The organism is Sphingobium sp. S6 (assembly GCF_905120495.1).
GTDB classification, from domain to species: Bacteria; Pseudomonadota; Alphaproteobacteria; order Sphingomonadales; family Sphingomonadaceae; genus Sphingobium; species Sphingobium agri.
Map to the genome: position 1 here is coordinate 75,993 of NZ_CAJHOG010000001.1, position 24,818 is coordinate 100,810.

The 24,818-nt window shown below is 62.0% G+C and carries 24 protein-coding genes and 1 tRNA gene; 17 read left to right on the forward strand and 8 right to left on the reverse strand.

The window, feature by feature from the left end; all coding sequences use genetic code 11:
- The first annotated feature begins 32 nt into the window (after positions 1-32).
- Positions 33-470: a host attachment family protein gene (locus SPHS8_RS00410; protein WP_097091161.1), complete on the forward strand. Its 438-nt coding sequence runs from the start codon at positions 33-35 to the stop codon at positions 468-470.
- A 267-nt stretch (positions 471-737) separates the two neighbouring features.
- On the opposite strand, the gene SPHS8_RS00415 is transcribed toward SPHS8_RS00410, so the two are convergent.
- Complete coding sequence (locus SPHS8_RS00415; protein WP_141397805.1) at positions 738-833, reverse strand: PEP-CTERM sorting domain-containing protein; 96 nt, start codon at positions 831-833, stop codon at positions 738-740.
- Positions 834-852: 19 nt separating this feature from the next.
- Here SPHS8_RS00415 and SPHS8_RS00420 point away from each other — a divergent pair, with 19 nt between their 5' ends.
- The 3 genes from SPHS8_RS00420 (at position 853) to SPHS8_RS00430 (ending at position 2,923) form a co-directional block, all read left to right on the forward strand.
- Positions 853-1,464, forward strand: a complete 612-nt coding sequence (locus tag SPHS8_RS00420; RefSeq protein WP_236574899.1) for a hypothetical protein — start codon at positions 853-855, stop codon at positions 1,462-1,464.
- A gap of 567 nt (positions 1,465-2,031) precedes the next feature.
- The gene (dksA, locus tag SPHS8_RS00425) at positions 2,032-2,496 is read left to right on the forward strand and encodes an RNA polymerase-binding protein DksA (RefSeq protein WP_097091163.1); all 465 of its coding nucleotides are present in this window, start codon (positions 2,032-2,034) and stop codon (positions 2,494-2,496) included.
- 64 nt (positions 2,497-2,560) lie between these two features.
- Complete coding sequence (locus SPHS8_RS00430; RefSeq protein WP_097091164.1) at positions 2,561-2,923, forward strand: PilZ domain-containing protein; 363 nt, start codon at positions 2,561-2,563, stop codon at positions 2,921-2,923.
- A gap of 128 nt (positions 2,924-3,051) precedes the next feature.
- On the opposite strand, the gene SPHS8_RS00435 is transcribed toward SPHS8_RS00430, so the two are convergent.
- The gene (locus SPHS8_RS00435) at positions 3,052-3,207 is read right to left on the reverse strand and encodes a YdcH family protein (protein ID WP_097092713.1); all 156 of its coding nucleotides are present in this window, start codon (positions 3,205-3,207) and stop codon (positions 3,052-3,054) included.
- 189 nt (positions 3,208-3,396) lie between these two features.
- Here SPHS8_RS00435 and SPHS8_RS00440 point away from each other — a divergent pair, with 189 nt between their 5' ends.
- The 5 genes from SPHS8_RS00440 to SPHS8_RS00460 all read left to right on the forward strand — a co-directional run bounded on the left by SPHS8_RS00440 (position 3,397) and on the right by SPHS8_RS00460 (position 11,249).
- Positions 3,397-3,576 carry a YdcH family protein gene (locus SPHS8_RS00440; RefSeq protein WP_097092714.1) on the forward strand — a complete coding sequence of 60 codons (180 nt, stop codon included), beginning with the start codon at positions 3,397-3,399 and terminating at the stop codon, positions 3,574-3,576.
- Between the two features lie 111 nt (positions 3,577-3,687).
- Complete coding sequence (locus tag SPHS8_RS00445) at positions 3,688-4,167, forward strand: DUF1465 family protein (RefSeq protein WP_201514821.1); 480 nt, start codon at positions 3,688-3,690, stop codon at positions 4,165-4,167.
- A 109-nt stretch (positions 4,168-4,276) separates the two neighbouring features.
- Positions 4,277-6,286, forward strand: a complete 2,010-nt coding sequence (locus tag SPHS8_RS00450) for an autotransporter assembly complex protein TamA (RefSeq protein WP_443020025.1) — start codon at positions 4,277-4,279, stop codon at positions 6,284-6,286.
- Complete coding sequence (locus SPHS8_RS00455; RefSeq protein ID WP_201513437.1) at positions 6,286-10,461, forward strand: translocation/assembly module TamB domain-containing protein; 4,176 nt, start codon at positions 6,286-6,288, stop codon at positions 10,459-10,461. The genes SPHS8_RS00450 and SPHS8_RS00455 overlap by 1 nt, the downstream gene beginning before the upstream one ends.
- A 134-nt stretch (positions 10,462-10,595) precedes the next feature.
- Positions 10,596-11,249, forward strand: coding sequence for an outer membrane protein (locus SPHS8_RS00460; RefSeq protein WP_201513438.1), 654 nt, complete (start codon positions 10,596-10,598; stop codon positions 11,247-11,249).
- Between the two features lie 48 nt (positions 11,250-11,297).
- Here the strand turns inward: SPHS8_RS00460 and pyrF are convergent, their stop codons facing one another.
- The gene (pyrF, locus tag SPHS8_RS00465; RefSeq protein ID WP_201513439.1) at positions 11,298-11,972 is read right to left on the reverse strand and encodes an orotidine-5'-phosphate decarboxylase; all 675 of its coding nucleotides are present in this window, start codon (positions 11,970-11,972) and stop codon (positions 11,298-11,300) included.
- Positions 11,969-12,304, reverse strand: coding sequence for a hypothetical protein (locus tag SPHS8_RS00470; RefSeq protein WP_201513440.1), 336 nt, complete (start codon positions 12,302-12,304; stop codon positions 11,969-11,971). The genes pyrF and SPHS8_RS00470 overlap by 4 nt, the downstream gene beginning before the upstream one ends.
- A 166-nt stretch (positions 12,305-12,470) precedes the next feature.
- On the opposite strand from SPHS8_RS00470, the gene ku reads away from it, so the two are divergent.
- Genes ku through SPHS8_RS00485 form a run of 3 tightly spaced genes read left to right on the forward strand, consistent with a single transcriptional unit; the run spans position 12,471 to position 16,094 of the window.
- A complete protein-coding gene (gene ku, locus SPHS8_RS00475) occupies positions 12,471-13,349 on the forward strand; it encodes a non-homologous end joining protein Ku (RefSeq protein ID WP_201513441.1) in 879 nt (292 codons plus the stop codon).
- 3 nt (positions 13,350-13,352) lie between these two features.
- Positions 13,353-15,848 (forward strand): DNA ligase D, encoded by a 2,496-nt coding sequence (gene ligD, locus SPHS8_RS00480; protein ID WP_201513442.1) that lies wholly within the window; start codon positions 13,353-13,355, stop codon positions 15,846-15,848.
- Positions 15,849-15,908: 60 nt separating this feature from the next.
- Complete coding sequence (locus tag SPHS8_RS00485) at positions 15,909-16,094, forward strand: hypothetical protein (RefSeq protein WP_201513443.1); 186 nt, start codon at positions 15,909-15,911, stop codon at positions 16,092-16,094.
- Between the two features lie 110 nt (positions 16,095-16,204).
- Here the strand turns inward: SPHS8_RS00485 and SPHS8_RS00490 are convergent, their stop codons facing one another.
- A complete protein-coding gene (locus tag SPHS8_RS00490) occupies positions 16,205-16,582 on the reverse strand; it encodes an EF-hand domain-containing protein (protein WP_236574900.1) in 378 nt (125 codons plus the stop codon).
- Positions 16,583-16,850: 268 nt separating this feature from the next.
- Between SPHS8_RS00490 and purB the strand changes: the two genes are divergently transcribed.
- Positions 16,851-18,167 (forward strand): adenylosuccinate lyase, encoded by a 1,317-nt coding sequence (gene purB / locus SPHS8_RS00495; protein WP_201513445.1) that lies wholly within the window; start codon positions 16,851-16,853, stop codon positions 18,165-18,167.
- A gap of 148 nt (positions 18,168-18,315) precedes the next feature.
- Here purB and SPHS8_RS00500 read toward each other — a convergent pair.
- Both SPHS8_RS00500 and SPHS8_RS00505 read right to left on the reverse strand, forming a co-directional pair.
- A tRNA-Pro gene (locus tag SPHS8_RS00500) sits at positions 18,316-18,392 on the reverse strand.
- A gap of 99 nt (positions 18,393-18,491) precedes the next feature.
- The gene (locus SPHS8_RS00505; RefSeq protein ID WP_236574901.1) at positions 18,492-18,836 is read right to left on the reverse strand and encodes a JAB domain-containing protein; all 345 of its coding nucleotides are present in this window, start codon (positions 18,834-18,836) and stop codon (positions 18,492-18,494) included.
- 123 nt (positions 18,837-18,959) lie between these two features.
- Here SPHS8_RS00505 and thyA point away from each other — a divergent pair, with 123 nt between their 5' ends.
- The 4 genes from thyA (at position 18,960) to SPHS8_RS00525 (ending at position 24,023) form a co-directional block, all read left to right on the forward strand.
- Positions 18,960-19,907: a thymidylate synthase gene (gene thyA, locus SPHS8_RS00510; protein WP_201513447.1), complete on the forward strand. Its 948-nt coding sequence runs from the start codon at positions 18,960-18,962 to the stop codon at positions 19,905-19,907.
- Between the two features lie 105 nt (positions 19,908-20,012).
- Positions 20,013-21,458, forward strand: coding sequence for a 3-methyl-2-oxobutanoate dehydrogenase (2-methylpropanoyl-transferring) subunit alpha (locus SPHS8_RS00515; protein ID WP_236574902.1), 1,446 nt, complete (start codon positions 20,013-20,015; stop codon positions 21,456-21,458).
- A 201-nt stretch (positions 21,459-21,659) separates the two neighbouring features.
- Complete coding sequence (locus SPHS8_RS00520; RefSeq protein ID WP_201514823.1) at positions 21,660-22,664, forward strand: alpha-ketoacid dehydrogenase subunit beta; 1,005 nt, start codon at positions 21,660-21,662, stop codon at positions 22,662-22,664.
- Positions 22,665-22,667: 3 nt separating this feature from the next.
- Complete coding sequence (locus tag SPHS8_RS00525) at positions 22,668-24,023, forward strand: dihydrolipoamide acetyltransferase family protein (RefSeq protein WP_201513448.1); 1,356 nt, start codon at positions 22,668-22,670, stop codon at positions 24,021-24,023.
- 148 nt (positions 24,024-24,171) lie between these two features.
- Here the strand turns inward: SPHS8_RS00525 and SPHS8_RS00530 are convergent, their stop codons facing one another.
- Positions 24,172-24,642 (reverse strand): hypothetical protein, encoded by a 471-nt coding sequence (locus SPHS8_RS00530; protein WP_201513449.1) that lies wholly within the window; start codon positions 24,640-24,642, stop codon positions 24,172-24,174.
- Between the last annotated feature and the right edge of the window lie 176 nt (positions 24,643-24,818).

Genomic DNA, 24,818 nt, shown 5'->3' on the forward strand with positions numbered 1-24,818 from the left:
GGGACTGCAAGACATAAGGAAAGGAGCCGCTGATGTGGATCGATCATGACGCAATGGTGCTGGTGGCCGATGGTCGCAAGATGCTGTTCTTCCGGAACAAGGGCGACCGCATGGCGCCAAATCTGGAAGCGGAAACAGTGAAGGTTCAGGAAAATCCCGCAGATCGCGATCAATCCACCGATCTGGCGGGGAAAGCGCCATCGATCATTGGTGGCCAGGCGACCATGGGCAAGACCGACTATCATGAACAGGAAGAGGCGCGCTTCGCCGTCGAAGCGGCTGACATGCTGAAGCGTCGCGCGCTCGCCAATGATTTCGAAAAGCTGATCATCGTCGCTCCGCCGAGCGCGCTCGGCGAAATGCGCAAACATTATCACAAGGAAGTGCAGAGCCGCCTGGTGGGCGAAATCGCCAAGGATCTTTCCAACCATCCGGTTCCGGAAATCGAAAAGATCATCGCCCAGAGTTGAGCTTGCCAACGAAAAAAGGGGCGGCCCCCCACAAGCCGCCCCTTCTGCACGCCCCCGCGTGAAAGGCTGAAATGGCCGGATCCGGGCAGCTAACGCCCACCTCCAGCTCCGGTAAATCTTAGCTCCAACCCGTATCTCCGTTCGGGCTGAGCCTGTCGAAGCCCGTCCTGAGCGCCTGCTGTAGGCAGCCAGTCGAACGGGCCCTCTGCTCCTTTCCAAACGGCCAAGCCTGGTCAAGAAAGCACAGGCTCGTCGATACCCAAAGCTTCAGTCCCGCTTCGCCTTCCGCTCGGCAAAGCGCCGCCGCGCGACCAGCGCGACCGCGCCCGCGCCGAACAGCAACACCATCGGCGGCGCAGGCACATCATGCCCGCCGCTGCTGGTGGAACCGCCCGAGCTGCTGGACGAGGTCGATGAAGATGTGCTCGACGATGTCGAGGTGGACGAGGATGTGCTGGACGACGTCGAGGACGATGTCGAGCTGGAGGTGGACGTCGACGAGCTGCTCGTCACATTGCCGCTGGAGGTGGAGGTCGAAGAACTGCTCGTCACGTTGCCGCTGGACGTGGAAACATTCCCGCTGGAGGTTGAGACGTTTCCGCTCGACGTCGACACATTGCCGCTCGACGTGGACACGCCACCAGTCGAGGTGGAGACGCCGCCGGTCGATGTCGACACGCCGCCCGTCGTAGAGCTGGTCGAACTGCTGATGCCGCCGGTCGAGCTGCTGGTCGAGGAAATCACCACCGATCCGCCGCTGCTGCCACCGCCGCTGCCGCCGAAAAATCCTCCGAAGAAACCGCCGCCGCCAAAGCCGCCGCCGCCGCCCGCCAGCACCACGGGGGCAGCGCCGCCGCCGGACATGGGCATTTCAGCCGCTGGAAGTGGAGCGGGCAGGGGAATGGGCGCGCCTTGCGTCACCACAGTGATGGTCTGCGGCTTGCGGGGAGCGGCCCGCTTCACGATCTTGCGCTTGATCGGGCGGACGGCATAGCGCTTTGGCGCGGCCTTCACGCTCTTGGTGCTCTTGACTACGGCCGGGCGCGCACTCTCCGCGACATGGACGGCGCCACCGCCGATGATCGCGCCACCGCAGGTGAAAGCACATAATTTGGCCAGTGCCATCCGTACCGACATAGCTATCCACTCTTCTTCGTCTTGAAGCTTCGGGCCGCGTCAGTCGCCTTTGGCAGCCATGAAACTGTTCTGTGCTTGTAAAAAGGGGGAAGAACAGTTCAACTTCAACGTCATTAACCTTGAATATAGGCTATAAGTTGGTGGGCGATGTAGAACAGCACCAATCTTTATGGTTAACGTCTCGTTTTGATACGCTGGTTGTTAACGATTGGATTGTGTTTTTCTTTGCAGCCGGTGCGCGGGCGGATGAGGGCGGAATCGGCCGGGGCAGCGGCCGTTTCCCCTCCTCGGCGCTCTTGCCTCTCTGCATGGCTGATGATTGCGCGCTTGTGTCGTCCCGCGCCGCTCGTTATTAGGCGCCGTCAATCATAAGTCACGGGCTACCGGCGCTTTTGAGCCGGAGCCTCTCGAGTCGGAGAGCCAGATGGCATCGGTCCTGAATTCCGATAAAGACGGCCATAATCCGCCGAAATCGGCTGTTATACTTCCCCCCGACTATCGTCCTTCGCCCGACGAAGAGTTCATGAATCCCCTCCAGCTTGAATATTTCCGCCAGCGCCTCTGGGACTGGAAGAAGCAGATCCTGGCTGAGGCGGAAGGCACGCTGGCCGTGCTGCAGAATGAACCCCTTCGCGAGCCCGACCTCAACGATCGCGCGTCGAGCGAGACCGACTGGTCGATCGAACTGCGCACCCGCGACCGTCAGCGCAAGCTCATTTCCAAGATCGACGCCGCGCTCCGCCGCATCGATGATGGCGAATATGGCTATTGCGAAGTGACCGGCGAACCCATTTCGCTCGGTCGTCTCGAAGCTCGTCCGATTGCGACCATGACCGTCGAGGCGCAGGAACGGCACGAGCGGCAGGAAAAGGTCTCGCGCGACGATTAACGCTTTATCCACCGATCCCTGCCAATGTCCCGGCAAATAAACGGGTCATTGCAAGGTATTGGACATGGATAAGGATCAGGAAATGGCGGAACGGGGTCCGGCACGGTCGGGTCCGCGAGACAGCCTGTTCCTGCTCACCAATCTGGCGACGGAGGAGGGCAAGCCGCTCGGCCGCGCCCGGGTGCGCAACCTGTCGGCGACCGGGCTCATGGCCGATTGCGAACGGCCCGTACCTCCGGATGCGGCGATCGTCCTCGAACTGCGCGGAGTCGGCCGGGTCAGCGGCCGCGTCGTCTGGTCGAAAGATGGCAAGATCGGTATTGCATTCGATCATGAGATCGACCCTGCGCTTGCCCGCAAACCCGTGGCCTCCGGCACCACCTCCCGCGCCCCTTCCTATCTGCGCCTCCACCAGATAGGACGCTAAAATCGCAAAACGCGGTTTTCCCGCTATTTCCTTCATGAAAAAAGCGGCCCGCCTTCAGCTAAGCCGCATTCCGTGCGTTCAAAATGAGGAAAGGGCGAACTTCCGCTCGCCCTTCTCAAAATGCCGGATCAATTCCGCGTCATTTCCTCTTTCACCCGCAATTTCTGCTTTTTAAGCGAAGCAACCAGGATTGCATCGGGCATCGGCCGACTCGTCTCCGCCTTGATCCGCGCTTCAAGGCCGGCATGCTTGGCTGAAAGAGCTGAAATGTGGCTGTTTTCCATGACATTCTCCTGATGAGGGTAATGGACGAATGAGTAGATCATGATTCGCCCCTCATGTCTTCGCGCTATCCGTGCTTTGCGACGGGCCGCGTGCAAATTTGCGATGGTCCGACCGGGTTTGCGGAGTTATCAGGATGCTGTCCGCAACATGGCCGAGAAAGTGGGTAGTGGGTGAGCCGGGAAGACATCATGCGACGGCTGGAACTGCTGCGCGTCGAGCATCGCGACCTTGACGGCGCGATCGAAGCCCTCGTCGATGCCGGCGGCCGTGACCAGATGCAGGTCGCCCGACTCAAGAAACGCAAGCTCCGGTTGCGAGATGAGATAGCGCTTCTTGAGGATGCGCTCGTCCCGGACATCATCGCCTGATCGCATGTCCGCCTGTTTGTTGGTTAACAACGGCCCTGAATGAGACAATCCAGCCCATGTCCGCTGCATCTTAACTGACAAGCAGCAGCTTTTATGTCAGTGATTCGGTCCATGTCTCCGTCCGTCACTCTTGACCGTGGTTTGCATCGGCGTCTGGTCGATGGCCTGTATCTGGAAGCCATGGTCATGGCCGATGAAGCGCGTGCCTATTTCGACCATCGCGATGCGACAGAGGCTGAGCTGCAGGATCCACTGCGCCGCGTGTCTTTCGCTTGCGAATCCCTCAAGGTCACGACCCGGCTGATGCACATCATCGCCTGGCTGCTCAGCCAGCGGGCGTGGCAACGTGGCGAAATCTCGGACGCGGACCTTGTGGACGAAAAATACCGTCTGGGCCGCGCAACGGAAACGGACCCGGACATTGCGGCCGCTTTCCCCTTTGCCGCCCGCGCCCTGATCGACGCTAGCCAGGAACTATATGGCCGCGTCGCACGCCTGCAGGACCGGATGGATCATATGGCGCGTCCTCGGGGTCAGGTGGAAAGCAGCCCGGCGCGCGCGCTGATGGATCGCCTGAACACTGCCTTTTAAACGGCAATCGCCCATCATCGGCCATCTTACAGGCTGGCGCTTCCTTTCTAACTTGGGCTAGACCGCTGATATGAATACGGGCTTGCGGCCTTGCCGCCGCGTATCAGCCATGTCGCAAGCCTCCCGGCTTCTCCTCCTGCCTCTGCTTTTGGCGGCTCCTGTCGTGCACGCCCAGAGCACCGAACTGCCCGCGGGGGTGGTCGATCAGGACCTGCCGCTTGACCCCATGCCCGACCTGGGTGTCGCATGGCCCGACCTTGGACAGGCCGATACCGTCACGTCCTTGCCGCCCGATGACCTGGACGCTCCAGATATGGCCGGGCAAGCGGCTGATGCCGCCGTTCCGGACCCAGGTGATGAGGTGCCTGCCGAGGTGGCGGCCTTCGCGGACTCCGGCGAAGAAAAGCGCTACTTGGTACAGCTCAATGGCGTGGAGCAGATCGCTGACCCGCAGTTCGACGGCCGGTTCAAACAATTGTCGGTCCTGCGGGAAGGCGAAGGGAAGCCTGCCAATATCGCCCAGATAAACAGGCGGATTAAGGAAGATAGCGAACTGCTCGAGCGGCTGTTGCGAGCCAAAGGCTATTATGCCGCGCGCGTCCGCAGTGCCATTTCCGTCTTGCCCGGCACTGAAGACCGGCTGGCTGTGCAGTTCGATATAGCAGCGGGGCCCCGTTATCAGCTTTCTTCGGTCGATCTCCCGGGATTGAATGAGGCGGGCGAGCGCGAAGCGAAATTGCGCGAAGCCTTCCCTGTCCAGGTGGGCGATCCCGTCGATGCCGATGCGATCCTGGCGGGGCAGGCCTCCTTGTCGCTCGCGCTCAGCGAGAATGGCTTTCCCTTCGCCCGCGTCGACGAACCGGAAGTGCGGATCGATCATGAAGAGCGCAAGGGAGAGCTGGATATCGTCGTTACGCCCGGCGCCTACCGGACTTTCGGCTCGATCATCCTCAACAATGAAAAGCTCTTCAGCGCTCGCCATGTGGCGCGGATCGCGCGCTTCGAACGGGGCGATCCCTATAACATATCGGATGTCGAGGACCTGCGCGGCGCGATCGTCGCCACCGGGCTCATATCCTCGGTCACATTGACCCCCAAGGACGCTGGTGACGGAGAGCATGTCGACCTGGCGGTCGATGTACGCCCAGCACCGTTGCGGACCATTGCGGGCGAATTGGGCTATGGCACCGGAGAAGGCTATCGTGCCGCCGTCAGCTGGCAGCACCGCAACCTGTTCCCGCCCGAAGGCGCCGTCACATTGCGCGGTGTTCTGGGAACGCAGGAGCAGACAGCATCCTTCACCTACCGGCGTAACAATTTCCGGGAGCGCGATCATGTGCTGACCGGACTTGTGTCGATCAGCAACATCAAGCGCGACGCTTATGACGCCCGCACGATCACCCTGTCCGGGGCGCTCGAACGGCAAACCAACATCCTCTTTCAGAAAAAATGGGTGTGGCGGGTCGGAGCGGAACTGATCGCATCGGACGAAAAGGATGCGTTCAGCGGCGGGAACCGGCGAACCTTCTTGATCGGCGCAGTGCCGCTCAGCCTAACCTATGATGGCAGCGACGATCTGCTGAATCCCAGCCGGGGTTTCCGCCTGGGCGGCAGGTTCAGTCCTGAGCTGTCCTTCCAGAACGGCACCTTCGGCTATTCCCGTGTGCAGATCGACGGCAGCGTCTATCAGCCGATGACTGAGCGCGTGGTCCTGGCGGCGCGCGCCCGCTTCGGCACCATATTGGGTTCGACGGTCGACCGGATTGCGCCATCGCGCCGTTTCTACGCGGGCGGCGGCGCTTCGGTCAGGGGCTATGGCTATCAGGATATCGGCCCACGCGACGCGAACAACGACCCGATCGGCGGCAAGAGCCTGGCCGAATTCTCGCTGGAGTCACGCGTCCGTTTCGGCAATTTCGGCGTCGTGCCCTTCATCGACGCGGGCAACATCTCCACCAGCTTCCTGCCGCGTTTCCGCGATCTGCGCATCGGGGCGGGCTTGGGCCTTCGCTATTATAGCAGCTTCGGCCCGATACGGATCGATGTCGGTACGCCGTTGAACCCGCAAAAGGGTGATCCCCTCGTCGCTGTCTATGTGTCCTTGGGCCAGGCTTTCTGATGGCGGAGGAGGATATCCAGCAGCCCCTGCGGCGGCACCGTGCATGGGACGGCCGGTGGCAGCGCTGGATCACAGGGCTGCTGACCCTGCTGGTCGTCATATCGGCAGCAGCGCTTATATGGCTGGACACGTCGGCGGGGCACCGCTTTCTCATCACGCGTATCGACAAGATCAGCCCCCCGTCGGGTTTGCGCATCCATGTCGATCGTATCGAAGGCAGCATCTATCGCCGGGCCATTCTGCATGGCGTGACGCTTGCAGACCCGAAGGGCGCTTTTCTAACGGCGCCGCGGGTAGAGCTGGACTGGTGGCCGCTGGCGTGGCTTTCAAACCGTCTGGATATCGATCGGCTCAATATACCGGCTGCAACGCTGCACAAGCTGCCCCGCCTCAACCCCGCCAAGCAGCAAGGCCCCATCCTCCCAAGCTTCGACATCCGGTTGATGCAGTTTTCGGTCGGGCAGCTGACCATCGACGACAGCATCAGCGGCAAGGTGCAGCAGGCGACCATTTCCGGCGATGCCGACATCCGGGGGCGGAGGGCCGTCATCGATCTTTCCGCGCGCGTATTAGGGCAGGAGGACGCGATAAACCTCGCGCTCGACAGTCGGCCCGACGATGACCGGTTCGATCTGGATGTGACGGTGAACGCCCCATCGGGTGGCGTGCTGGCGAACATCGCAGGGCTGCGGCAGGACGGCAACCTGCGAGTTCGGGGAAAGGGGAGCTGGACCCGCTGGGACGGGCGCTTGTCCGGGACGCTGGACAGCGAACCGGCGATCGACCTCATGTTGGCGGCGCGCAGCGGCACCTATTCAGCAACGGGATCGATCGAGGCGCAGGCGATAGCGGGCAAGGGATTGGTACAGCGCCTGTCCGCACCGCGCCTTTCAATAGAAGCTAGGGGGTCTCTGACAAACCGGATCGTTGACGGCAAGCTGTCGCTGCGATCGGAGGCGATGCAGTTGAATGCCGATGGGGCGCTCGATCTACGCAACTCCGCGTTCGACAATCTGCTGATCGATGTGAGCCTTGTCCGGCCCCAGGCTTTGCTGAAGTCGATGCGCGGGCGGGACGTCACCGCCCGCGTGCGGCTTGACGGTCCCTTCGCCGGGTTTGGCTACGAATATCTTCTAAGGGCCCGGCAGCTGGTTTTCGGCCGCACCCTGATCAGCGACGTCCGCGCCGAGGGCAAAGGGCGCAAGGCTGCCAATGCGCCGTTGCTCATCCCCCTCCATCTGCGCGCGCGGCGACTGGATGGACAGGGCGAACTTGTCGAAGGCATCGTCCGCAATTTCGTGCTCGACGGTGTGCTGCAGATCAAGGGCCAGCAACTCATCAGCAATCCTATGCCGATCCGCTCCGACAAGCTGAGCGGCAAGCTCGTGATGCTCGCGGACCTCAAGACCGGGCGCTATGATTTTGGTCTGGATGGGCAGATACGCGGCCTCGCCATTCGCGGCCTCGGCATCGTGGACCTGACCTCCAAATTACGCGCGGTGCCGGGGAAGAACGGTGTTTTTGGTTTGAGCGGGACTGCGATGGCGCGGATGCGCCGGTTGGACAACAGCTTCCTGCGCAGCTTGGGCGGAGGCCTTCCCGTGGTAAAGAGCGGCCTTTCGCTCGCGCCGGACAAGCGACTGATGTTCACGGGCTTGCGCCTGGAAGCGCCGCTGCTCAGCCTTTCCGCCAATGGCTACCGGCGCCCCGACAGGAGTTTCCATTTCGAGGGTATTGGAACCCACAAGCAATATGGGCCTTTGCGTCTGACGTTGGACGGGAAGATCGAACAGCCGACGATCGATCTGCTGCTTGATCGGCCGCTGGACGCGCTGGGCGTCGCGGGGATGCGGGCGCATCTCGTGCCGGACAGCGCCGGTTATCAGTTTACGGCCCAAGGCGGCTCGACGCTTGGCCCCTTCACCGGTGCTGGCCAGATCCTGCTGCCGCGCGGAGGCCAGGCGGTAGTGAGAGTGGCAAAGCTCGCGGTATCCGGTGTCGTGGCAAGCGGTGATCTGCGCCCGGTGACTGGCGGTCTTGAAGGGCAGCTGAATGTTGCCGGGCCTGTCAAGGGAAGTATCGCGTTCGCGCCGATCAACGCTGTCCAGCAACTGGTTTTGAAACTCGACGCAACAGACGCCAGCTTTGATGGACCAACGGCCATCGCCGTCCGTCGTGGTAAGCTGGATGCGACCGTCCTGCTTGACCCGTCGGGAACGTCGATCAACGCGGTGATGCAAGCCAGGGGACTGCGCGTTGGTGGCGTCCTGATCGGCAGATTGGCGGCCAATGCAGATCTGAAGGGCGGCTATGGCACTGTAAAGGCCAGCCTGTCAGGACAGCGCGGGCGCTTGTTCGATCTTCAGGGCGAAGCGCAGGTGGAACCAGACCGCATCCGTGTGGCGGCTCGCGGGACGATCGACAAGCGCCCGATCCGGCTGACGCGGTCAGCGCTGTTGACCCGCAGCGCGGACGGCTGGCGGTTGTCCCCCATGACCATCAGCTATGCGGGCGGCTCGCTGCAATTGGGTGGAGAGCTGAGCGGGCAGACGACCCGGATCGAAAGCCGTGTGCAAAAGCTCCCTCTTTCGCTGCTGGATATCGTCTATGACGATCTTGGCCTTGGGGGTACGGCCACGGGCTCGCTGACCTATGTTCACAGCCGTGGCCGCATGCCGAGCGGCAAGGCGGAACTGCGCGTGCGCGGCTTGTCGCGGTCGGGATTGTCCCTCAGTTCCCGTCCGGTGGACGCGGGGATCAACGCCATTCTCATGCCGGACCGGTTGGCGGCACGCATGCTGTTCGCAGCCGATGGCCAGACGATCGGAAGGGCTCAGGTGCTGCTGACGCCGCTTGGCACGCAGGGAAGCCTTGTCGATCGGCTCAATAGCGCGCCGCTGTTCGGGCAGCTTCGATTGAGGGGCGCCGCTGATACCCTTTGGCGGCTGACCGGAGTCGAGATCGTGGACATATCCGGACCCGTGAGCGTGTCTGCCGATGCGCGGGGTACGCTGGGCAATCCGGTCATCACCGGCGCGCTTGCAACGGATAGTGCAGCGATAACCAGTGCGGTCACTGGCATGCGGCTGCACGATGTGCAGGCTCGGGGAAGATTTTCGGGCGCTCAACTCGTCATGTCCAGCTTCACCGCTACCGCCAAGAATGGCGGCATCGTGACAGGTACGGGCAGCTTCACTTTTGCCGGGATCGCGGGCGTCGGCATGGATTTGCGCCTGCAGGCGGAAAATGCCGCGCTGCTGGAGCGGGATGACATAGCCGCGACTGTCACTGGCCCGATCACTCTGCATTCGGATGGCGTCAACGGCACCATCGGTGGTGATCTGCTGCTCAACCGCAGCCGCTTCACGCTCGGGCGCGCGGCCGCCATCGCTCAAATCCCCGAGTTGCGAGTGACAGAGGTCAACCGCAATGGGGAAGAAGTCGAGCGCCCTCGCGCAAGTCGGCCATGGGCTATGGCGGTCAAGGCCCGTGCGCGAAATCGCCTGACGGTCAGGGGGCTGGGTCTGGACAGCGAGTGGCGCGCCAACCTGGACATCGGGGGAACCGTTACCAGCCCGGCGATCTCTGGCACGGCAGAGTTGATCCGGGGTGGCTATACTTTCGCCGGGCGCCGTTTTGAATTGCGCGAAGGCAAGATCCAGTTCGACGGCCGCACGCCCGCTAATCCGACGCTCGATATCGATGCCGAGGCAGACGTCAGCGACCTCAAGGCGATGATCCATGTGGGTGGAACCGGCCTGAAACCCGACATCAGTTTCACCAGCATTCCCGCCTTGCCGCAGGACGAACTGCTGTCCCGCATTCTGTTCGGGACCTCGATCACCAATCTTTCCGCGCCAGAAGCATTGCAACTCGCATCGGCGGTGGGATCGTTGCAGGGCGAAGGTGGGCTCGATCCGATCAATGCCGTGCGCAAGGCTGCGGGGTTGGATCGCTTGAGGATCATCGCGGCCGATCCTACGCAGGGGCAGGGAACCTCCATCGCGGCGGGAAAATATCTGACGCGCAAGACCTATGTCGAACTTATCACCGACGGCCAAGGCTACTCAGCGACGCGCATAGAATATCAGGTGACACGTTGGCTTTCCCTGCTGGCGGCGATCTCTACGCTTGGACGAGAGAGCGCAAATGTGCGCATTTCGAAAGACTATTGAGTTCGGGGCGACACCGATTTCGTTGCCCAAATGCCACATTTTCAGCCGTTTATCTTGGGTTCATGAAACCATGAGCTGTGCTTGGGACTTCCAGCACTTCCTCCTGAAGGAGGTGAGTGACAATGGAGTACCCTATGCGGAAAATAATGGTCGCAACCTTGCTGGCCGGATCGGCCGTAGCCGCTCCCGCCTTGGCCCAGGATGCTGGAGCCACTTTCACCGGGCCTCGGGTCGAAGCGATTTTAGGCTATGACCATACTGGCGCGGGCAGCAGCGTGGACAATGACAATGGCGATGATGACCAGTCGATCGATGGCCTGCTCTATGGCGTCGGCGCCGGTTATGACTTCAACCTTGGCAGCGCCGTCGTAGGTGTTGAAGGCGAATTCACCGACTCTACTGCCAAGAGCAGCCGGAATCCTTTCACCGACCAGTTCGGCTTTGGCCGGGTCAGCCAAGGGCGTGACCTCTACATCGGCGCGCGCGCGGGTATTCTCGCCAGCCCCAACACGCTCGTCTATGTGAAGGGTGGCTACACCAACACCAAGTTGAACGTGCTCGCAGGCGACACCAATCAGTCCACCGACACGGCCTTCAAGCTGGACGGCTGGCGGGTCGGCGGCGGCGTTGAGCGCGCGTTCAACGAAAATATGTTCGGTAAGCTGGAATATCGTTACTCGAAATATGACAGCGCTCATATCGACTTCGTAAATGGCGCGACAAGCAGCGAGTTCGATATCGATACTGACCGCCATCAGGTCGTAGCCAGCGTAGGCTGGCGCTTCTGACGGGATGGGAGGACCGGCGTTGGCCGGTCCTCCCATCTCACCACTCTCTTACAATGTTGCTTCGATCTCTCGTGCAGCCTGATCCGGATTTTCCGCCAAGCTGATGGGTCTGCCCACGACGAGGATCGACGCGCCACGATCCAGAGCTTCTCGCGGCGTCACGGCGCGCTTCTGGTCGCCCATGGCCCCTCCTTGCGGACGCACGCCTGGCACCACAAAATATCCGTCGGCCCAGGCCCGTTTCGCAAGCGCGACTTCTTCCCCCGAACAGACGATGCCGTCCAACCCGGCACTGCGCGCCAGGTCGGCAAGACGTGCCACTTGATCTTCTGCCTTGCCGCCGACCCCGATGTCCTGAAGGTCACTGTTGTCGAGGCTGGTAAGGACGGTGACTGCCACCACCTTCGTATTGATGCCCGCCGCCGCCTTTGCATCCTCCAGCATGGCGCGGCCGCCGGCTGCATGTACGGTGAGGATCGCTGGCTCCAGCCCGTTGAGCGCCTGCACGGCCTTTGCCACCGTGTTGGGGATGTCATGAAGCTTGAGGTCGAGGAAGATCGGGAGGTCGAACTTCATCATCTCCCGGACGCCATGATGGCCATGCGCGCAGAAAAATTCGAGCCCCAGCTTCAACCCGCCGACATGCCCGCGCACGCGCCCGGCCAGATCCTGGGCTTTGCTGAGGTCGGGGGTGTCTATGGCGACGTAGATGGGGCTGCTCATGCTGTTCCTGTGACAGGGTGGGAAGGTGAAGCGGTCGTAAGATGGTCAGCGGTGTCGCTGGGCAGGGAAGCAGGCGCCGCCGTCGCGGTTGCCGCCACTAGGGCACGCTCGGTATTTTCCAGCTTCCGCTTCATCCGCCAGCGCGTTGTGCGTGCTATGGTCCAGAAGGGAAGGCACCCCGCGAGAAATGCGATCAGGATGGGAAACCAGATACGTGTCTCCCAAACTATGTCACCCCAAATCTTGATTTCGGTGGGCCGGTTGTTCGCCTTGCAAAAAAGGGCGATCGCGACGGCCAAGACAACCCAGAAGGCAGTCCGTAGGAATTGCATTCGGCATGTCCTTTAGCTGCTGATCCGGTCAGCTTAGGCCATTTCGGCGCAGTTCGAAAGCGCCTCGTCGGATTTACCGGCATCATGCGAAGGGAAGATGCGCTGCTCGATCCCGGAACCCTTGTGCCGGGCTGCGCATTTTTCTCGATGGCAAGGAGGTTGGACCATGGCGGCGCGTGCATATTGGCAGGGGCAGATCAGGCTTGCTCTCGTCTCCATTCCCGTTGAAATCTACGCTGCCACCAAGTCTGGCGCGCAGATCGCCTTCCACCAGATCCATGAGCCCAGCGGCAAGCGGGTGCGATATGAAAAGACGGTGCCCGGACTGGGGCCAGTGAAGCCCGAGGACATCGTCAAAGGCTTTGAGGTCAGCAAGGGCGACTATGTCCTGCTCCAGCCCGACGAGATCGAAGCGGTGAAGCTGGAGAGCAAGAAGACGCTGGAACTGACCCAGTTTGTCGATGCCGACGAGATCGACGTTCTCTATTATGAGCGGCCCTATTATGTCGTGCCCGCCGACGATCTTGCCGAGGAAGCCTTTGTCGTCCTGCGGGAAGCTTTGCGCCGGGCGAGGAAAGTCGGATTGGGCCAGCTTGCGATGCGCGGGCGGGAATATATCGTTTCGTTGAAACCATGCGGGCGCGGAATGGTACTGGAGACGCTCCGATATGCCGATGAGGTCAACAAGGCCCAATCCTATTTCCGTGAAATAGACGATGTGAAACCCGACCCGGAACTGCTCGACCTGGCCGAGGCGCTCATTGAAAAGAAGACGGCGCCGTTCAAGCCGGACAGCTTTCACGACCGCTATGTCGATGCGCTCGAACGGCTTATCGACAAGAAGAAGAAGGCCAAGGGTCGCCGCATCATCGAGGATGAGGACGAAGCGCCTGCCAAGCGCAGCGGCAATGTGATCGACCTGATGGCCGCGCTCAAGAAATCTGTGGATAGCGGCGCGAAAGGCGCAGCCGCAAAGCCTGCGGCAAAGAAACCTGCGTCCCGGCGGAGCTCTGCTACCAAGGCTCCCGCGCGCAAGCGGGCCTGATATATGGCCGAAGCCGACCCCCTGAAGGAATATAATCGCAAGCGCGACTTTACCCGGACGAAGGAACCTGCCGGAAAGCGGGAGCGTCGGGGCGGGAACAGCTTCATCGTCCAGAAACATGACGCCACCCGATTGCACTATGATTTCCGGTTGGAAGTCGACGGCGTCCTTAAAAGCTGGGCCGTGACGCGCGGCCCCAGCCTTGATCCCGCCGACAAGCGCCTTGCCGTCCGCACGGAAGATCATCCGCTATCCTACGCCAGCTTCGAAGGCACCATCCCCAAGGGTGAATATGGCGGGGGCACCGTGATGTTGTGGGATGAAGGCACCTGGGAGCCAGTGCCCGGCAAGAGTGCGAAGGACTTGGCGAAAGGCCATCTCCACTTCGTTTTGCACGGCCAGCGGATGAAGGGCGAATGGCTGCTGATCCGCTTGAAGCCACGGCCTGGTGAAGGGAAGCGGGAGAATTGGCTGCTCCGCAAGATCGATGATGCTTATGCTGGCCCTGCGGAGGATCTGGTCGGGCGTGAACTGACCAGCATCAAGAGCGGCAGGACCATGGGAGAGATTGCGGCCAACGCGCCTGCGATTTCGCTCAAGGGGAAGCGTGGCAAAGCATTCGACGCCGCGATGAGCGAAGTGGAGAGGGCGACCCCGGCGCGCCCTGCGCCCAAGCGGAGTAAACTGGCAAAGGCTCCTCCATTCCAGGCGCCGCAACTGGCGACCCTGGTGGACGCCGTCCCCACCGGCAACAACTGGCTGCATGAAATCAAATATGACGGCTATCGCAGCCTGGTCAGTGTGGGGGGCAGCCGCGTGCAGGTTTTTACCAGGTCCGGCCTGGACTGGACCGATCGCTTCGCATCCTTGGCGAAGGAGGTTGCGGGCATGAACCTTCCCCCTATGCTTATCGATGGCGAAATCGTGGCGCTCGGGCCGAACGGAAATCCCGACTTTTCGACATTGCAGCAGGTGTTGAAGGGCGAGAACAAGGGAGCGCTACATCTCTTCGCCTTCGATCTCCTCTCCCTGGATGGCGAAGACCTGACCTGGCAGCCCAATATCGCCCGGAAGGAGAAGCTCGCGGCCTTGCTTGGGCAGGGGAGCGCGCATGTGCACCTGTCCGACCATATCGTGGGCGCTGGCGAAAAGCTGTTCAGGACGATGTGCGAGGCGGGACAGGAGGGGATAATCTGCAAGCGCGCCGATGCTCCCTATCGCGGCGCGCGGACCAAGAACTGGCTGAAGGTCAAATGCACCCGCCGCCAGGAATTCGTCATCGTGGGATGGACGCCAAGCACCGCCAGTGGCCGTTCGCTCCGTAACATCCTGCTTGCCCAGAATGACGATCAAGGCCTGGTCTATGCTGGCAAGGTCGGCACGGGGTTCAACGCGCAAAATAGCGAACGGCTTCTAAGCCAGCTAAAGGCGCGGGCCCGGCAGACCGCCGCCTTGCAGGTTCCGCGCGGCGAGGCGCGGGGTGCCAAATGGGTGCGGCCTGATCTGGTTGCGGAGATCGCCTTCGCCGAGTTCACCAGCGACAATGTCGTACGTCATGGAAGCTTCCTGGGCCTCCGTGAGGACAAGAAGGCGAAGGACGTTTCCCGGGAGAAGGTGATGGCTGTACCCGAACAGGAAAGCGATGTGCATGTCTCAAATCGCGATCGGCTGATCTTCCCCGAAGCGAAGGTGACCAAAGGACAGCTCGCCGACTATTATGAGGCGGCCGGAGCGATCATGCTGCCCTGGATTGCGCACCGGCCGATCAGCCTGGTGCGTTGTCCGCAGGGACGGGCGAAGAAATGCTTTTTCCAGAAGCATGACAGCGGCAGCTTTGGCGATCATGTGAAGCATGTCCCTATTCGCGAAAAGGACGGGGACGAGCAGGACTATCTCTATGTGGATGACATAGACGGGCTGGTTGCCTGCGTTCAGATGGGCACGATCGAATTTCACGGCTGGGGATCGCGGGTCGAGGATGTCGAAAAGCCGGACCGGCTGATCTTCGACCTCGATCCTGACGAAGGGCTGGACTTCGAGGATGTGAAAAAGGCTGCCCGTGATATTCGCCGCACCCTTGAGGATATTGGCCTCACAAGCTTTCCCATGTTGTCCGGCGGCAAGGGCGTGCATGTCGTAGTGCCGCTTACGCCGGAGGCCGAATGGCCGAAGGTAAAGGACTTTGCCGACCGCTTTTCGCGCGCCCTGGCTTCTGCCGAACCAGACCGCTTCACCGCCACCATGAGCAAGGCGAAGCGGAAGGGGCGGATCTTCATCGACTGGCTGCGTAACCAGCGTGGCGCCACGGCGGTGCTCCCCTATGTGGTGCGAGCACGTGAGAATGCGCCGGTGGCGGTGCCCGTGACCTGGGGCGAATTGGAAGATATCGACCGCCCGGGCGCTTACACGATCACGGACATCGATAAATTGCTCGCGCGAGCGGGATCAAGGGAGTTGCGCGGTTGGGGCGAAGCGCGCCAGACGCTGCCGGACTATTGACGCAGATATGCCGGGGCCATCTTTTCTCGCAGGCGGCCTTGCTGCATAAGCTGATTCACCATGACCCAACCCAACGACAATGCGCCCGAAGGCGAAGCCCCCGAGCAGGCAACTGAAACCAAGTCCGATCTGGCATCCGCTGCGCGGAAGACCGCGGGCAGGGGCGTGTGGATGGGCACTGCGGTCGGGATTGGGTCGGCCGCGATCGTGGCGGCGCTTCTATACGCGAACAAGAAGCGCGGCTGACCAGCTTGGATTTTGGAAAAAAAGAGGCGGCATGGCCTTCGCTCCATGCCGCCCCATGTTGCGACCCTTTTGGGTTGGGGTTTTTCTAATCCGCGTCGAATGCTCCGCGATCAGGAAGCGCCGCGGCTCAGGTAAGAAATCAGCTCGGGCTTGCTCACTGACATGCTCTTGTCGGCGTCGGCCGTCTTGAAAGCGCCGTCAGTCCAGGCCACGACATCAGCGGCCGCAAGCTTTTGGCCGCTGCTCTTCATCTCCTGATCCTTCAGCGCCGCCATCCAGCGTGAAAATTCGGCTTTGTCGAGTTGCGCGTCTCCATTGGCGTCATAAGCTGGAAACTCGCTGTCGACGATCGATGCCACCGTATCTGCCGGAGTTTGGGCTTGCGCGGGTACGTCCGGCTGCACGGCTGCGGGCGCATCGGCGGAAGTCTGCGCGACCGCCGGGGCGGCAGCAGACAGGACAGCAGCAGCAATAAAGGCGCGAAACATAATCTTCTCCATCAGCGATCGAGCAAGTCGGGCGCGACCGCTTCATGGGGCAAGAATACATGAATGACTATCGTGTTTCCTGAATGGTTGTTCAGCATCAACATCTTACCCCATGAACGGCCTCATCTGGTCTTCAAATACTGCCATAATCAGGGTGAAAAGCGGGCGGGACGGGCGAAAGGAAGACGAAAGAAGGCGCGATTTGCCCTTGAAAGGCTCGCCTGCTAGGCGGCGCGCGATCTTTCACCAGCAAATCAGGATTCGTTCGATGGTCCCGCGCTACGCCCGCCCCCAAATGACAGCACTCTGGGAACCAGAAGCCCGGTTTCGCATCTGGTTCGAAATCGAGGCCCATGCCACGGAGGCGCTTGGTGAACTGGGCGTGGTTCCCAAATCCGCCGCAAAGGCGCTGTGGGATTGGTGGGCGAGCAATCCGGCCATCGACGTTCCTGCGATTGACGCGATTGAAGCGGTCACCAAGCATGACGTCATCGCGTTCCTGACTTGGGTGGCTGAACAGGTCGGTGACGAAGCGCGCTTCATGCACCAGGGCATGACCTCGTCCGATGTGCTCGACACTTGCCTTGCCGTGCAGCTATCCCGGGCAGCGGACATCCTGATCGACGATCTTGACCAGCTGCTGGCAGTCATCAAGCGCCGCGCTTTCGAACACAAGCTGACGCCGACCATCGGCCGTAGCCATGGTATTCACGCCGAACCCGTGACCTTCGGGCTCAAGATGGCTGAAGCCTACGCCGAGTTCAGCCGGTGCCGGACCCGCTTGGTTGCCGCGCGCGAGGAAGTTGCGACCTGCGCCATTTCCGGCGCGGTGGGCACGTTCGCGAATATCGATCCGCGTGTGGAAGAACATGTCGCGGCCAAGCTCGGGCTCGCGATCGAACCTGTTTCGACGCAGGTTATCCCGCGCGATCGCCACGCCATGTTCTTCGCGACCTTGGGCGTCATCGCAAGCTCGATCGAGCGCCTGGCCGTGGAGGTCCGCCACCTGCAACGTACCGAAGTGCTGGAGGCCGAGGAATATTTCTCACCGGGCCAGAAGGGCAGTTCGGCTATGCCGCACAAGCGCAACCCGGTTCTGACCGAGAATCTCACCGGCCTTGCTCGCATGGTGCGCAGCTACGCGCTGCCAGCAATGGAAAATGTCGCGCTGTGGCATGAGCGGGACATCAGCCACTCGTCGGTTGAACGCTATATCGGCCCCGACGCCACCATCACGCTCGACTTCGCCCTGGGTCGCCTGACGGGGGTCATCGACAAGCTGCTCGTTTATCCCGAGCGGATGATGAAGAATCTCGACAAGATGAGCGGTCTTGTTCACTCACAGCGGGTGCTGCTCGCCCTGACCCAGGCCGGTGTGTCGCGCGAGGACAGCTATCGTTACGTCCAGCGCAACGCCATGAAGGTTTGGGAGTCGGATGGCCAGCTGTCGCTGCTCGAACTGCTGAAGGCCGATCCGGACGTCGCTGCGGCGCTGACCGCTGAACAGATCGAGGAGAAGTTCGACCTCGACTATCATTTCAGACAAGTGGACACGATCTTCCGCCGGGTGTTCGGCGAAGCCTGACTGGAGCGGCAAGGCTCAAGTCGATGAAAGGGCGCGGAAACGCGCCCTTTTTTGTGCTTGCGAAAGATCAAGAGTTTACGCGAATTCAAGCTGAGCACGAAACCGCGCTCGCGCGTACCAACTTAAACCTTTGATGTGAAGAAAAATGTGGTCGGGGAGAGAGGATTCGAACCTCCGGCCCCTGCCTCCCGAAGACAGTGCTCTACCAGGCTGAGCTACTCCCCGACCGATAGCGGCATTGCTTGCAACGCCGCTGGGCAGGCGGGGTCTATAGAGGGGGCTTTTCGGACTGGCAAGCGGCTGGGCATGCTTTTTTTGCCTTGGTCAAAGCAGGCCTGCGGCGCGGAAGCTGAACTGTTCCCGGCCGCCGTGAATGACATGGTCGGCGAGCGTCACTTCCAGCGGCCGGAGGCGGCGCGCTATCGAGCGGGCGAGGCGGATATCGTCCCGTCGCGGATAGGGGGAGCCTTCGTTTGGGCGCACCTGCTCGACGATGAGCCAGTGGCTGCCCTGAAGCAGCAGTTCCTGCAGGACGTGGCGCCAATCCCTGCCCCCATCGACGCGGCCCAGGGGACGCCACTGATCATCCAACAGCAGGAATCGGATGCTTTCCGTAGCGGCCATTGCCTCAAGATGCTGCGTCCGTCCGCTGCGATCACCGCGAACCATGTCCACTATGGAGTGGAACGGGCGGAGAATGGTCCGAAGCGAAAGCAAGATTGGCGAGCTCGGGCCTGCTCGGCTAAAGCGAGGGCGGCGAATGTGGAATCGCCGCAACAGGGAAGAGCGTCGTTGACCGCAATCATCACTCCGAACGAAGCGCATTATGAGCAGCAATATCTTGACCTGATGCGCCGGATCTGGACGGAGGGGGATGAGCGGGTCGATCGCACCGGCGTGGGCACGCGGTCAGTGCTGGGCGCCACCATGCGCTTTTCGCTGGCGGGTGATGCGGTGCCGCTGCTGACGACCAAGCGTGTCTATTGGAAAGTGGCTGCGCGGGAGATGCTGTGGTTCCTGACCGGGGACACCAATATCCGCGAGCTCGTCCGTCAGGGCGTGCATATCTGGACCGATTGGCCGCTGGCCTCTTATCGCAAAGCCACAGGCGAAGAGATCAGCCGTGACGACTTCGAGACGCGGATTATCGAGGATGAAGCCTTCGCGCGGCAGTGGGGCGATCTGGGCCCCGTCTATGGGGCGCAATGGGTGAATTGGCCGCGCTACGAAGCTATTGGTGATGGGCTGTTCCGCCGGGCCGAGAAGGGGCACAACCAGATCGCGGAACTGGTCGAGGGGATCAGGAACAATCCGGGCTCGCGGCGTTTGCTGTTCACTGGATGGAATGTCGCGGAAGTCGCGCGCATGGCCCTGCCGCCCTGTCACATGACCTATCAGTTCCAGGTGGCCGATGGACGGCTGAATGGCCTGTTGTTCCAGCGCAGCTGTGACCTGGGGTTGGGATTTGCGTTCAACATCTTCGGGCTGTCGATGATCACCCGGATGTTGGCGCAGCAATGCGACCTGGAGCCAGGAGAAGTCGTCTGGCAGGGCGGGGACGTCCACCTGTACCTCAATCATGCTGCGCTGGTGGAGGAGCAGATCAGCCGGACGCCGGGCGGCGCGCCGAAACTGAGGATGAAGAGGCGGCCGGAGAGCATTTTCGGCTATCGGATCGAGGATTTCGAAGTGGTGGATTATGCGCCGCAGAGTCACATAGCGGCGCCGGTGGCGGTGTGATTGCAAGAAGGAATTAGCGGGAAAACGGAACTCTTGCTTTTTGCGAGCGTTGTAATATTATAATTGCATCAAGCAATAATATTGCAAGTGCGAGTAGGAGGCGGGATGGGCGACCGGGATGATTCGGGCGCTGGGAAGGCCGGGAACGAGCAGGGCAAGCGGCTGGGCGAACAAGACGCTCGGCGGGCTGGTGAAAATCTTAATGCTCGGCCGGACAATGCTGACCTGCCGACCGTTCCGTCGGGACCGGGTGAAGCCGACCGCGCTGATTTTGCCGCGGAAACCACGTCTGGTGGCGGACGCAACTTGCCCCAATTGCGCCTGCATGTGCCAGAACCCCAGTTCCGGCCGGGCGACGAGGCGGACTTCAACCATTTCGACATTCCCGCCGCCGGAGCGGCACGGCGGCCCGATGAGGCGGCGGACGCCGGTGCGATGCGGGAACTGGCCTATGACCTGGTCCGCGTACTGGATGAGGAAGGCCGCGCGGTAGGGCCGTGGGACCCGAAGCTGCCGCCCGAGATGCTGCTCCGCATGCTGCGCGGCATGGCGCTGACCCGCGCGTTCGACGCGCGCATGTTCCGTGCCCAGCGACAAGGCAAGACCAGCTTCTACATGAAATCGACCGGTGAGGAGGCGGTGTCGATCGGCGCGGCGGCGGCGCTCGCGAGCGATGACATGTGTTTCCCGAGCTACCGCCAGCAGGGGATATTGATCGCGCGCGGCTGGCCGCTGGTCGACATGATGAACCAGATTTATTCGAACAAGGGCGACCGGCTGAAGGGGCGGCAGCTGCCGATCATGTATTCGGCGCGCGAGGCGGGATTCTTTTCCATCTCCGGCAATTTGGCCACGCAATATCCGCAGGCAGTGGGCTGGGCCATGGCAAGCGCGGCGCGCGGGGACACGCGGATCGCGGCGACATGGTGCGGCGAAGGATCGACCGCGGAAGGGGATTTCCATTCCGCCTGCACCTTTGCCAGCGTCTATCGCGCCCCGGTGATCCTGAACGTCGTCAACAACCAGTGGGCGATCAGTAGCTTTTCCGGCTTTGCAGGCGCGGAGGCGACGACCTTTGCGGCGCGGGCGATCGGCTATGGCATTGCGGGACTGCGGATCGACGGCAATGACGCGCTGGCGGTCTATGCCGCGACGCGCTGGGCAGCGGATCGGGCGCGGGCTAATCATGGGCCGACGCTGATCGAGCATTTCACCTATCGCACGGAGGGACACAGCACGTCCGATGATCCGAGCGCCTATCGCTCCGCTGATGAGGGGAGCCGCTGGCCGCTGGGCGACCCGATCGCGCGGTTGAAGCAGCATTGCATCGCCATCGGCGTCTGGGACGACGAACGGCAGGCGGCGATGGACAAGGAGCTGGCCGAGCAGGTGCGCGACGCGGCGCGGGAAGCGGAGAAGAACGGGATTTTGGGACATGGGCTTCATCATCCGATGGAGAGCATGTTCGAGGATGTGTTCGAGCAGATGCCCTGGCATCTGAGGGAGCAGCAGCGGCAGATGCTGGATGAAGCGAAGGCGGCTGGGTTGTGAGGGGGGAAGCGCCATTTTCCTCGCCCCTTCAGGGGAGAGGATACCGTAGCTTGCCAGTTGTCTGGCTAGCGAAGGTTGGAGAGGGGGATGGGGCGGAGTTACCCCTCACCCAGCTTCGACTAGGCGGCGGAGCCGCCAAGTCTGCGCAACCCTCTCCCCTAAAGGGGCGAGGGGAGACAGGGAATGACTGAAACCCGCCAGATGAGCATGATTCAGGCGATCAACAGCGCTCTCGACGTGATGATGGAGCGTGATCCCGATGTCGTCGTCATGGGGGAGGATGTCGGCTATTTCGGCGGTGTGTTCCGCGCGACGGCGGGGTTGCAGAAGAAATATGGCAAGAACCGGGTGTTCGACACGCCGATCACGGAAATCGGCATCATCGGCGTTGCGGTGGGGATGGGCGCCTATGGCTTGCGCCCCGTGCCGGAAATCCAGTTCGCCGACTATATCTACCCCGCGCTCGATCAGTTGGTGAGCGAGGCGGCGCGGCTGCGTTACCGGTCGGCGGGGGAATTCATCGCGCCGATGACGGTGCGGTCGCCCTTTGGCGGCGGGATTTTCGGCGGGCAGACGCATAGCCAATCGCCCGAGGGCATCTTCACCCATGTGTCGGGCATCAAGACGGTGATCCCGTCGACGCCCTATGATGCCAAGGGGCTGCTGATCGCGGCGATCGAGGATAATGATCCGGTGATCTTCTTCGAACCCAAGCGCATCTATAACGGGCCGTTCGATGGTCATTATGACCGTCCGGCGAAAAGCTGGGCAGGGCATCCGGGCGCGATGGTGCCGGAGGGCTATTATCGCGTGCCGTTGGGACAGGCGCGTACGGTCCGTGCGGGCGCAGCGCTGACCATACTCTGCTATGGTACGATGGAACATGTGATCGAGAGCACCGTCACGGAGATGGGCGTCGACGCCGAGATCATCGACCTGCGCACGCTGGTGCCGCTGGACATCGATGCCATCGAGCAGTCGGTGAAGAAGACGGGGCGCTGCCTGATCGTGCATGAGGCGACGCGGACCAGCGGCTTTGGGGCAGAGCTTTCCGCGTTAGTTCAGGAGCGGTGCTTCTATCATCTGGAAGCGCCGATCGAACGGGTGACGGGTTTCGACACGCCCTATCCGCATAGCCTGGAATGGGCCTATTTCCCGGGGCCGGTGCGGATCAGGGAAGCGATCAAGAAGATCATGAGGGATTGAGCCATGGCGCTGTTCACGTTCAGGCTGCCCGACATCGGCGAAGGCATTTCCGAGGCGGAGATTGTCGGTTGGCATGTGAAGGTCGGGGACCGGGTGGAGGAAGACCAGCCCATCGCCGACATGATGACCGACAAGGCGACGGTCGAGATGGAAAGCCCCGTCGCGGGCGTGGTGAAGCGGCTGGCCGGGGAGCCGGGCGAGCAGATCGCGATCGGCGCCATGCTGGTGGAGATCGAGGTTGAGGGAGAAGGGGAGGTCGCTTCCGGGGCGGAGGCTCCGATGCCTTCGCAGGAGGAGATCGAGGCCGAGACGGCGGGTGGACGCGAGGTCGCGGGCGCGTCGGTTAACGGGATTATTTCTTCGGTTGATCGGCTTTATCCCGACGAGCAAACTTCAGAGCCCTCTCCCCTTCAGGGGAGAGGGTTGGGAGAGGGGGAGCCAGGCGAGACGTCCGCATTACAGCCCCTCTCCCCAACCCTCTCCCCTGAAGGGGAGAGGGAGCAGGTGCTCGCATCCCCTGCCGTCCGCGCCCGCGCCAGGGAACTGGGCATCGACCTGTCCCAGGTGAAAGCCAGCGGCGATCATATCCGCCATTCGGACCTCGACGCATTCCTGCTTTACGGCGCGGGGCAGGGCTATCGGTCGCCCAAGCCGCGCGCGCGGCGGGAGGATGAGGTGGTGAAGGTCATCGGCCTGCGCCGCCGGATCGCGGAGAATATGGCGGCCTCCAAGCGGCATATTCCGCATTTCTCTTATGTCGAGGAAATCGACGTTACCGAACTGGAACGGATGCGCGCGCAGTTGAATGGCGCGCGTGGGGATCGGCCGAAGCTGACCATGCTGCCGCTGCTAATCGTGGCGATTTGCCGCGCGCTGCCGGACTTTCCGATGTTGAACGCCCGCTATGATGACGAGGCGGGCGTGGTGACGCGCTTTGGTGCTGTGCATATGGGTATCGCGACGCAGACTGACGCGGGGCTGATGGTGCCGGTGATCCGCGATGCGCAGGACCGCAATATCTGGCAGCTGGCGGGCGAGATAAAGCGGCTGGCAGAGGTCGCGCGCTCGGGCAAGGCCAAGGCGGAGGAGCTTTCCGGATCGACCTTGACGCTGACGTCGTTGGGGGCGCTGGGCGGGGTGGCGACCACGCCGGTCATCAATCGGCCTGAGGTGGCGATTATCGGGCCCAATCGGGTGATCGAGCGGCCCGTTTTTCGCGGGCGCGAGGTCGTGGCTGCGAAGCTCATGAACCTGTCGATCAGCTGCGACCATCGGGTAGTGGATGGATGGGACGCGGCGAGTTTCGTGCAGGCGGTGAAGCGATTGCTGGAGACGCCAGTGTTGTTGTTTGCGGAGTGAGCATTTCTCCCTCTCCCCTTCAGGGGAGAGGGCAGGGGAGAGGGGAGCAGCAGTCGTGCTTTCAGGCCCCTCTCCCGCCTTCACTACGCTCAGCACCTCGGCCAGAGTCACATGCCTCTGGCCGACCCCTGAAGAGGAGAGGGAATAATTACCGGATCGTCGCCCGGTAACTCAGACGCGCGGTTTCTCCCGGCGACAGGCGCGCAGGGCCTGTCCAGCGGATATGGGTGATGTCGGCCGCGACGGCCCGGCGGACGCCGCCGAGCGGGGTCGGGAGCCATAGCTCGTCAAGGCGGCCCCAGCGTTGCCCGCCATCGACCGACACTTGCATGGACGGATCGGGCGCGGTGAGGAGCGCGCCGCGCGGGACCGCTTTGGTGAGGGCGACGCCTTGGACGGGAGCGCGCCCTTCATTGCGCCAGTTGACGACGAAGAGAATCTGGTCGCCAGGGGCAGCGCGCGTCGCGCTGGCCAGGGTGCGGCGGGCGCGGCCGTTAATGTCGGTATGCACGCGCTCCACGAACATCTGCGTTTCCATCCGCAGGTCCGCACGGGCCAGCAAAGGCGCGGGCAGCATGCCCCATGCCGCCAACCCGAGTAGCGCCAATATCCGCATCATCCGTTCAAAGCCCCGATCCCCGTTTCGCTATGGCTTAGGACGGGGGGAGCGAAAATTTGGTTAACGGGCCTTAGCCATGTTCTGGCGTGGCGGATTGAAATTGACGCGCTGTTGCGGCCCGGTACACATTGCAGAAATGCGGGCAGGGCAGACATGCGGGCAGGATCGACCATTAC

What these genes read in the sequence shown, in the direction of transcription:
- SPHS8_RS00410 (WP_097091161.1), top strand. Translation starts at nt 33, where the DNA reads ATGTGGATCGATCATGACGCAATGGTGCTGGTGGCCGATGGTCGCAAG.
- dksA (WP_097091163.1), top strand. Translation starts at nt 2,032, where the DNA reads ATGGCATCGGTCCTGAATTCCGATAAAGACGGCCATAATCCGCCGAAA.
- SPHS8_RS00430 (WP_097091164.1), top strand. Translation starts at nt 2,561, where the DNA reads ATGGATAAGGATCAGGAAATGGCGGAACGGGGTCCGGCACGGTCGGGT.
- SPHS8_RS00435 (WP_097092713.1), bottom strand. Translation starts at nt 3,207, where the DNA reads ATGGAAAACAGCCACATTTCAGCTCTTTCAGCCAAGCATGCCGGCCTT.
- SPHS8_RS00440 (WP_097092714.1), top strand. Translation starts at nt 3,397, where the DNA reads ATGCGACGGCTGGAACTGCTGCGCGTCGAGCATCGCGACCTTGACGGC.
- SPHS8_RS00445 (WP_201514821.1), top strand. Translation starts at nt 3,688, where the DNA reads ATGTCTCCGTCCGTCACTCTTGACCGTGGTTTGCATCGGCGTCTGGTC.
- SPHS8_RS00450 (WP_443020025.1), top strand. Translation starts at nt 4,277, where the DNA reads ATGTCGCAAGCCTCCCGGCTTCTCCTCCTGCCTCTGCTTTTGGCGGCT.
- SPHS8_RS00455 (WP_201513437.1), top strand. Translation starts at nt 6,286, where the DNA reads ATGGCGGAGGAGGATATCCAGCAGCCCCTGCGGCGGCACCGTGCATGG.
- SPHS8_RS00460 (WP_201513438.1), top strand. Translation starts at nt 10,596, where the DNA reads ATGCGGAAAATAATGGTCGCAACCTTGCTGGCCGGATCGGCCGTAGCC.
- pyrF (WP_201513439.1), bottom strand. Translation starts at nt 11,972, where the DNA reads ATGAGCAGCCCCATCTACGTCGCCATAGACACCCCCGACCTCAGCAAA.
- SPHS8_RS00470 (WP_201513440.1), bottom strand. Translation starts at nt 12,304, where the DNA reads ATGCAATTCCTACGGACTGCCTTCTGGGTTGTCTTGGCCGTCGCGATC.
- ku (WP_201513441.1), top strand. Translation starts at nt 12,471, where the DNA reads ATGGCGGCGCGTGCATATTGGCAGGGGCAGATCAGGCTTGCTCTCGTC.
- ligD (WP_201513442.1), top strand. Translation starts at nt 13,353, where the DNA reads ATGGCCGAAGCCGACCCCCTGAAGGAATATAATCGCAAGCGCGACTTT.
- SPHS8_RS00485 (WP_201513443.1), top strand. Translation starts at nt 15,909, where the DNA reads ATGACCCAACCCAACGACAATGCGCCCGAAGGCGAAGCCCCCGAGCAG.
- SPHS8_RS00490 (WP_236574900.1), bottom strand. Translation starts at nt 16,582, where the DNA reads ATGTTTCGCGCCTTTATTGCTGCTGCTGTCCTGTCTGCTGCCGCCCCG.
- purB (WP_201513445.1), top strand. Translation starts at nt 16,851, where the DNA reads ATGGTCCCGCGCTACGCCCGCCCCCAAATGACAGCACTCTGGGAACCA.
- SPHS8_RS00505 (WP_236574901.1), bottom strand. Translation starts at nt 18,836, where the DNA reads ATGGTTCGCGGTGATCGCAGCGGACGGACGCAGCATCTTGAGGCAATG.
- SPHS8_RS00515 (WP_236574902.1), top strand. Translation starts at nt 20,013, where the DNA reads ATGGGCGACCGGGATGATTCGGGCGCTGGGAAGGCCGGGAACGAGCAG.
- SPHS8_RS00520 (WP_201514823.1), top strand. Translation starts at nt 21,660, where the DNA reads ATGAGCATGATTCAGGCGATCAACAGCGCTCTCGACGTGATGATGGAG.
- SPHS8_RS00525 (WP_201513448.1), top strand. Translation starts at nt 22,668, where the DNA reads ATGGCGCTGTTCACGTTCAGGCTGCCCGACATCGGCGAAGGCATTTCC.
- SPHS8_RS00530 (WP_201513449.1), bottom strand. Translation starts at nt 24,642, where the DNA reads ATGATGCGGATATTGGCGCTACTCGGGTTGGCGGCATGGGGCATGCTG.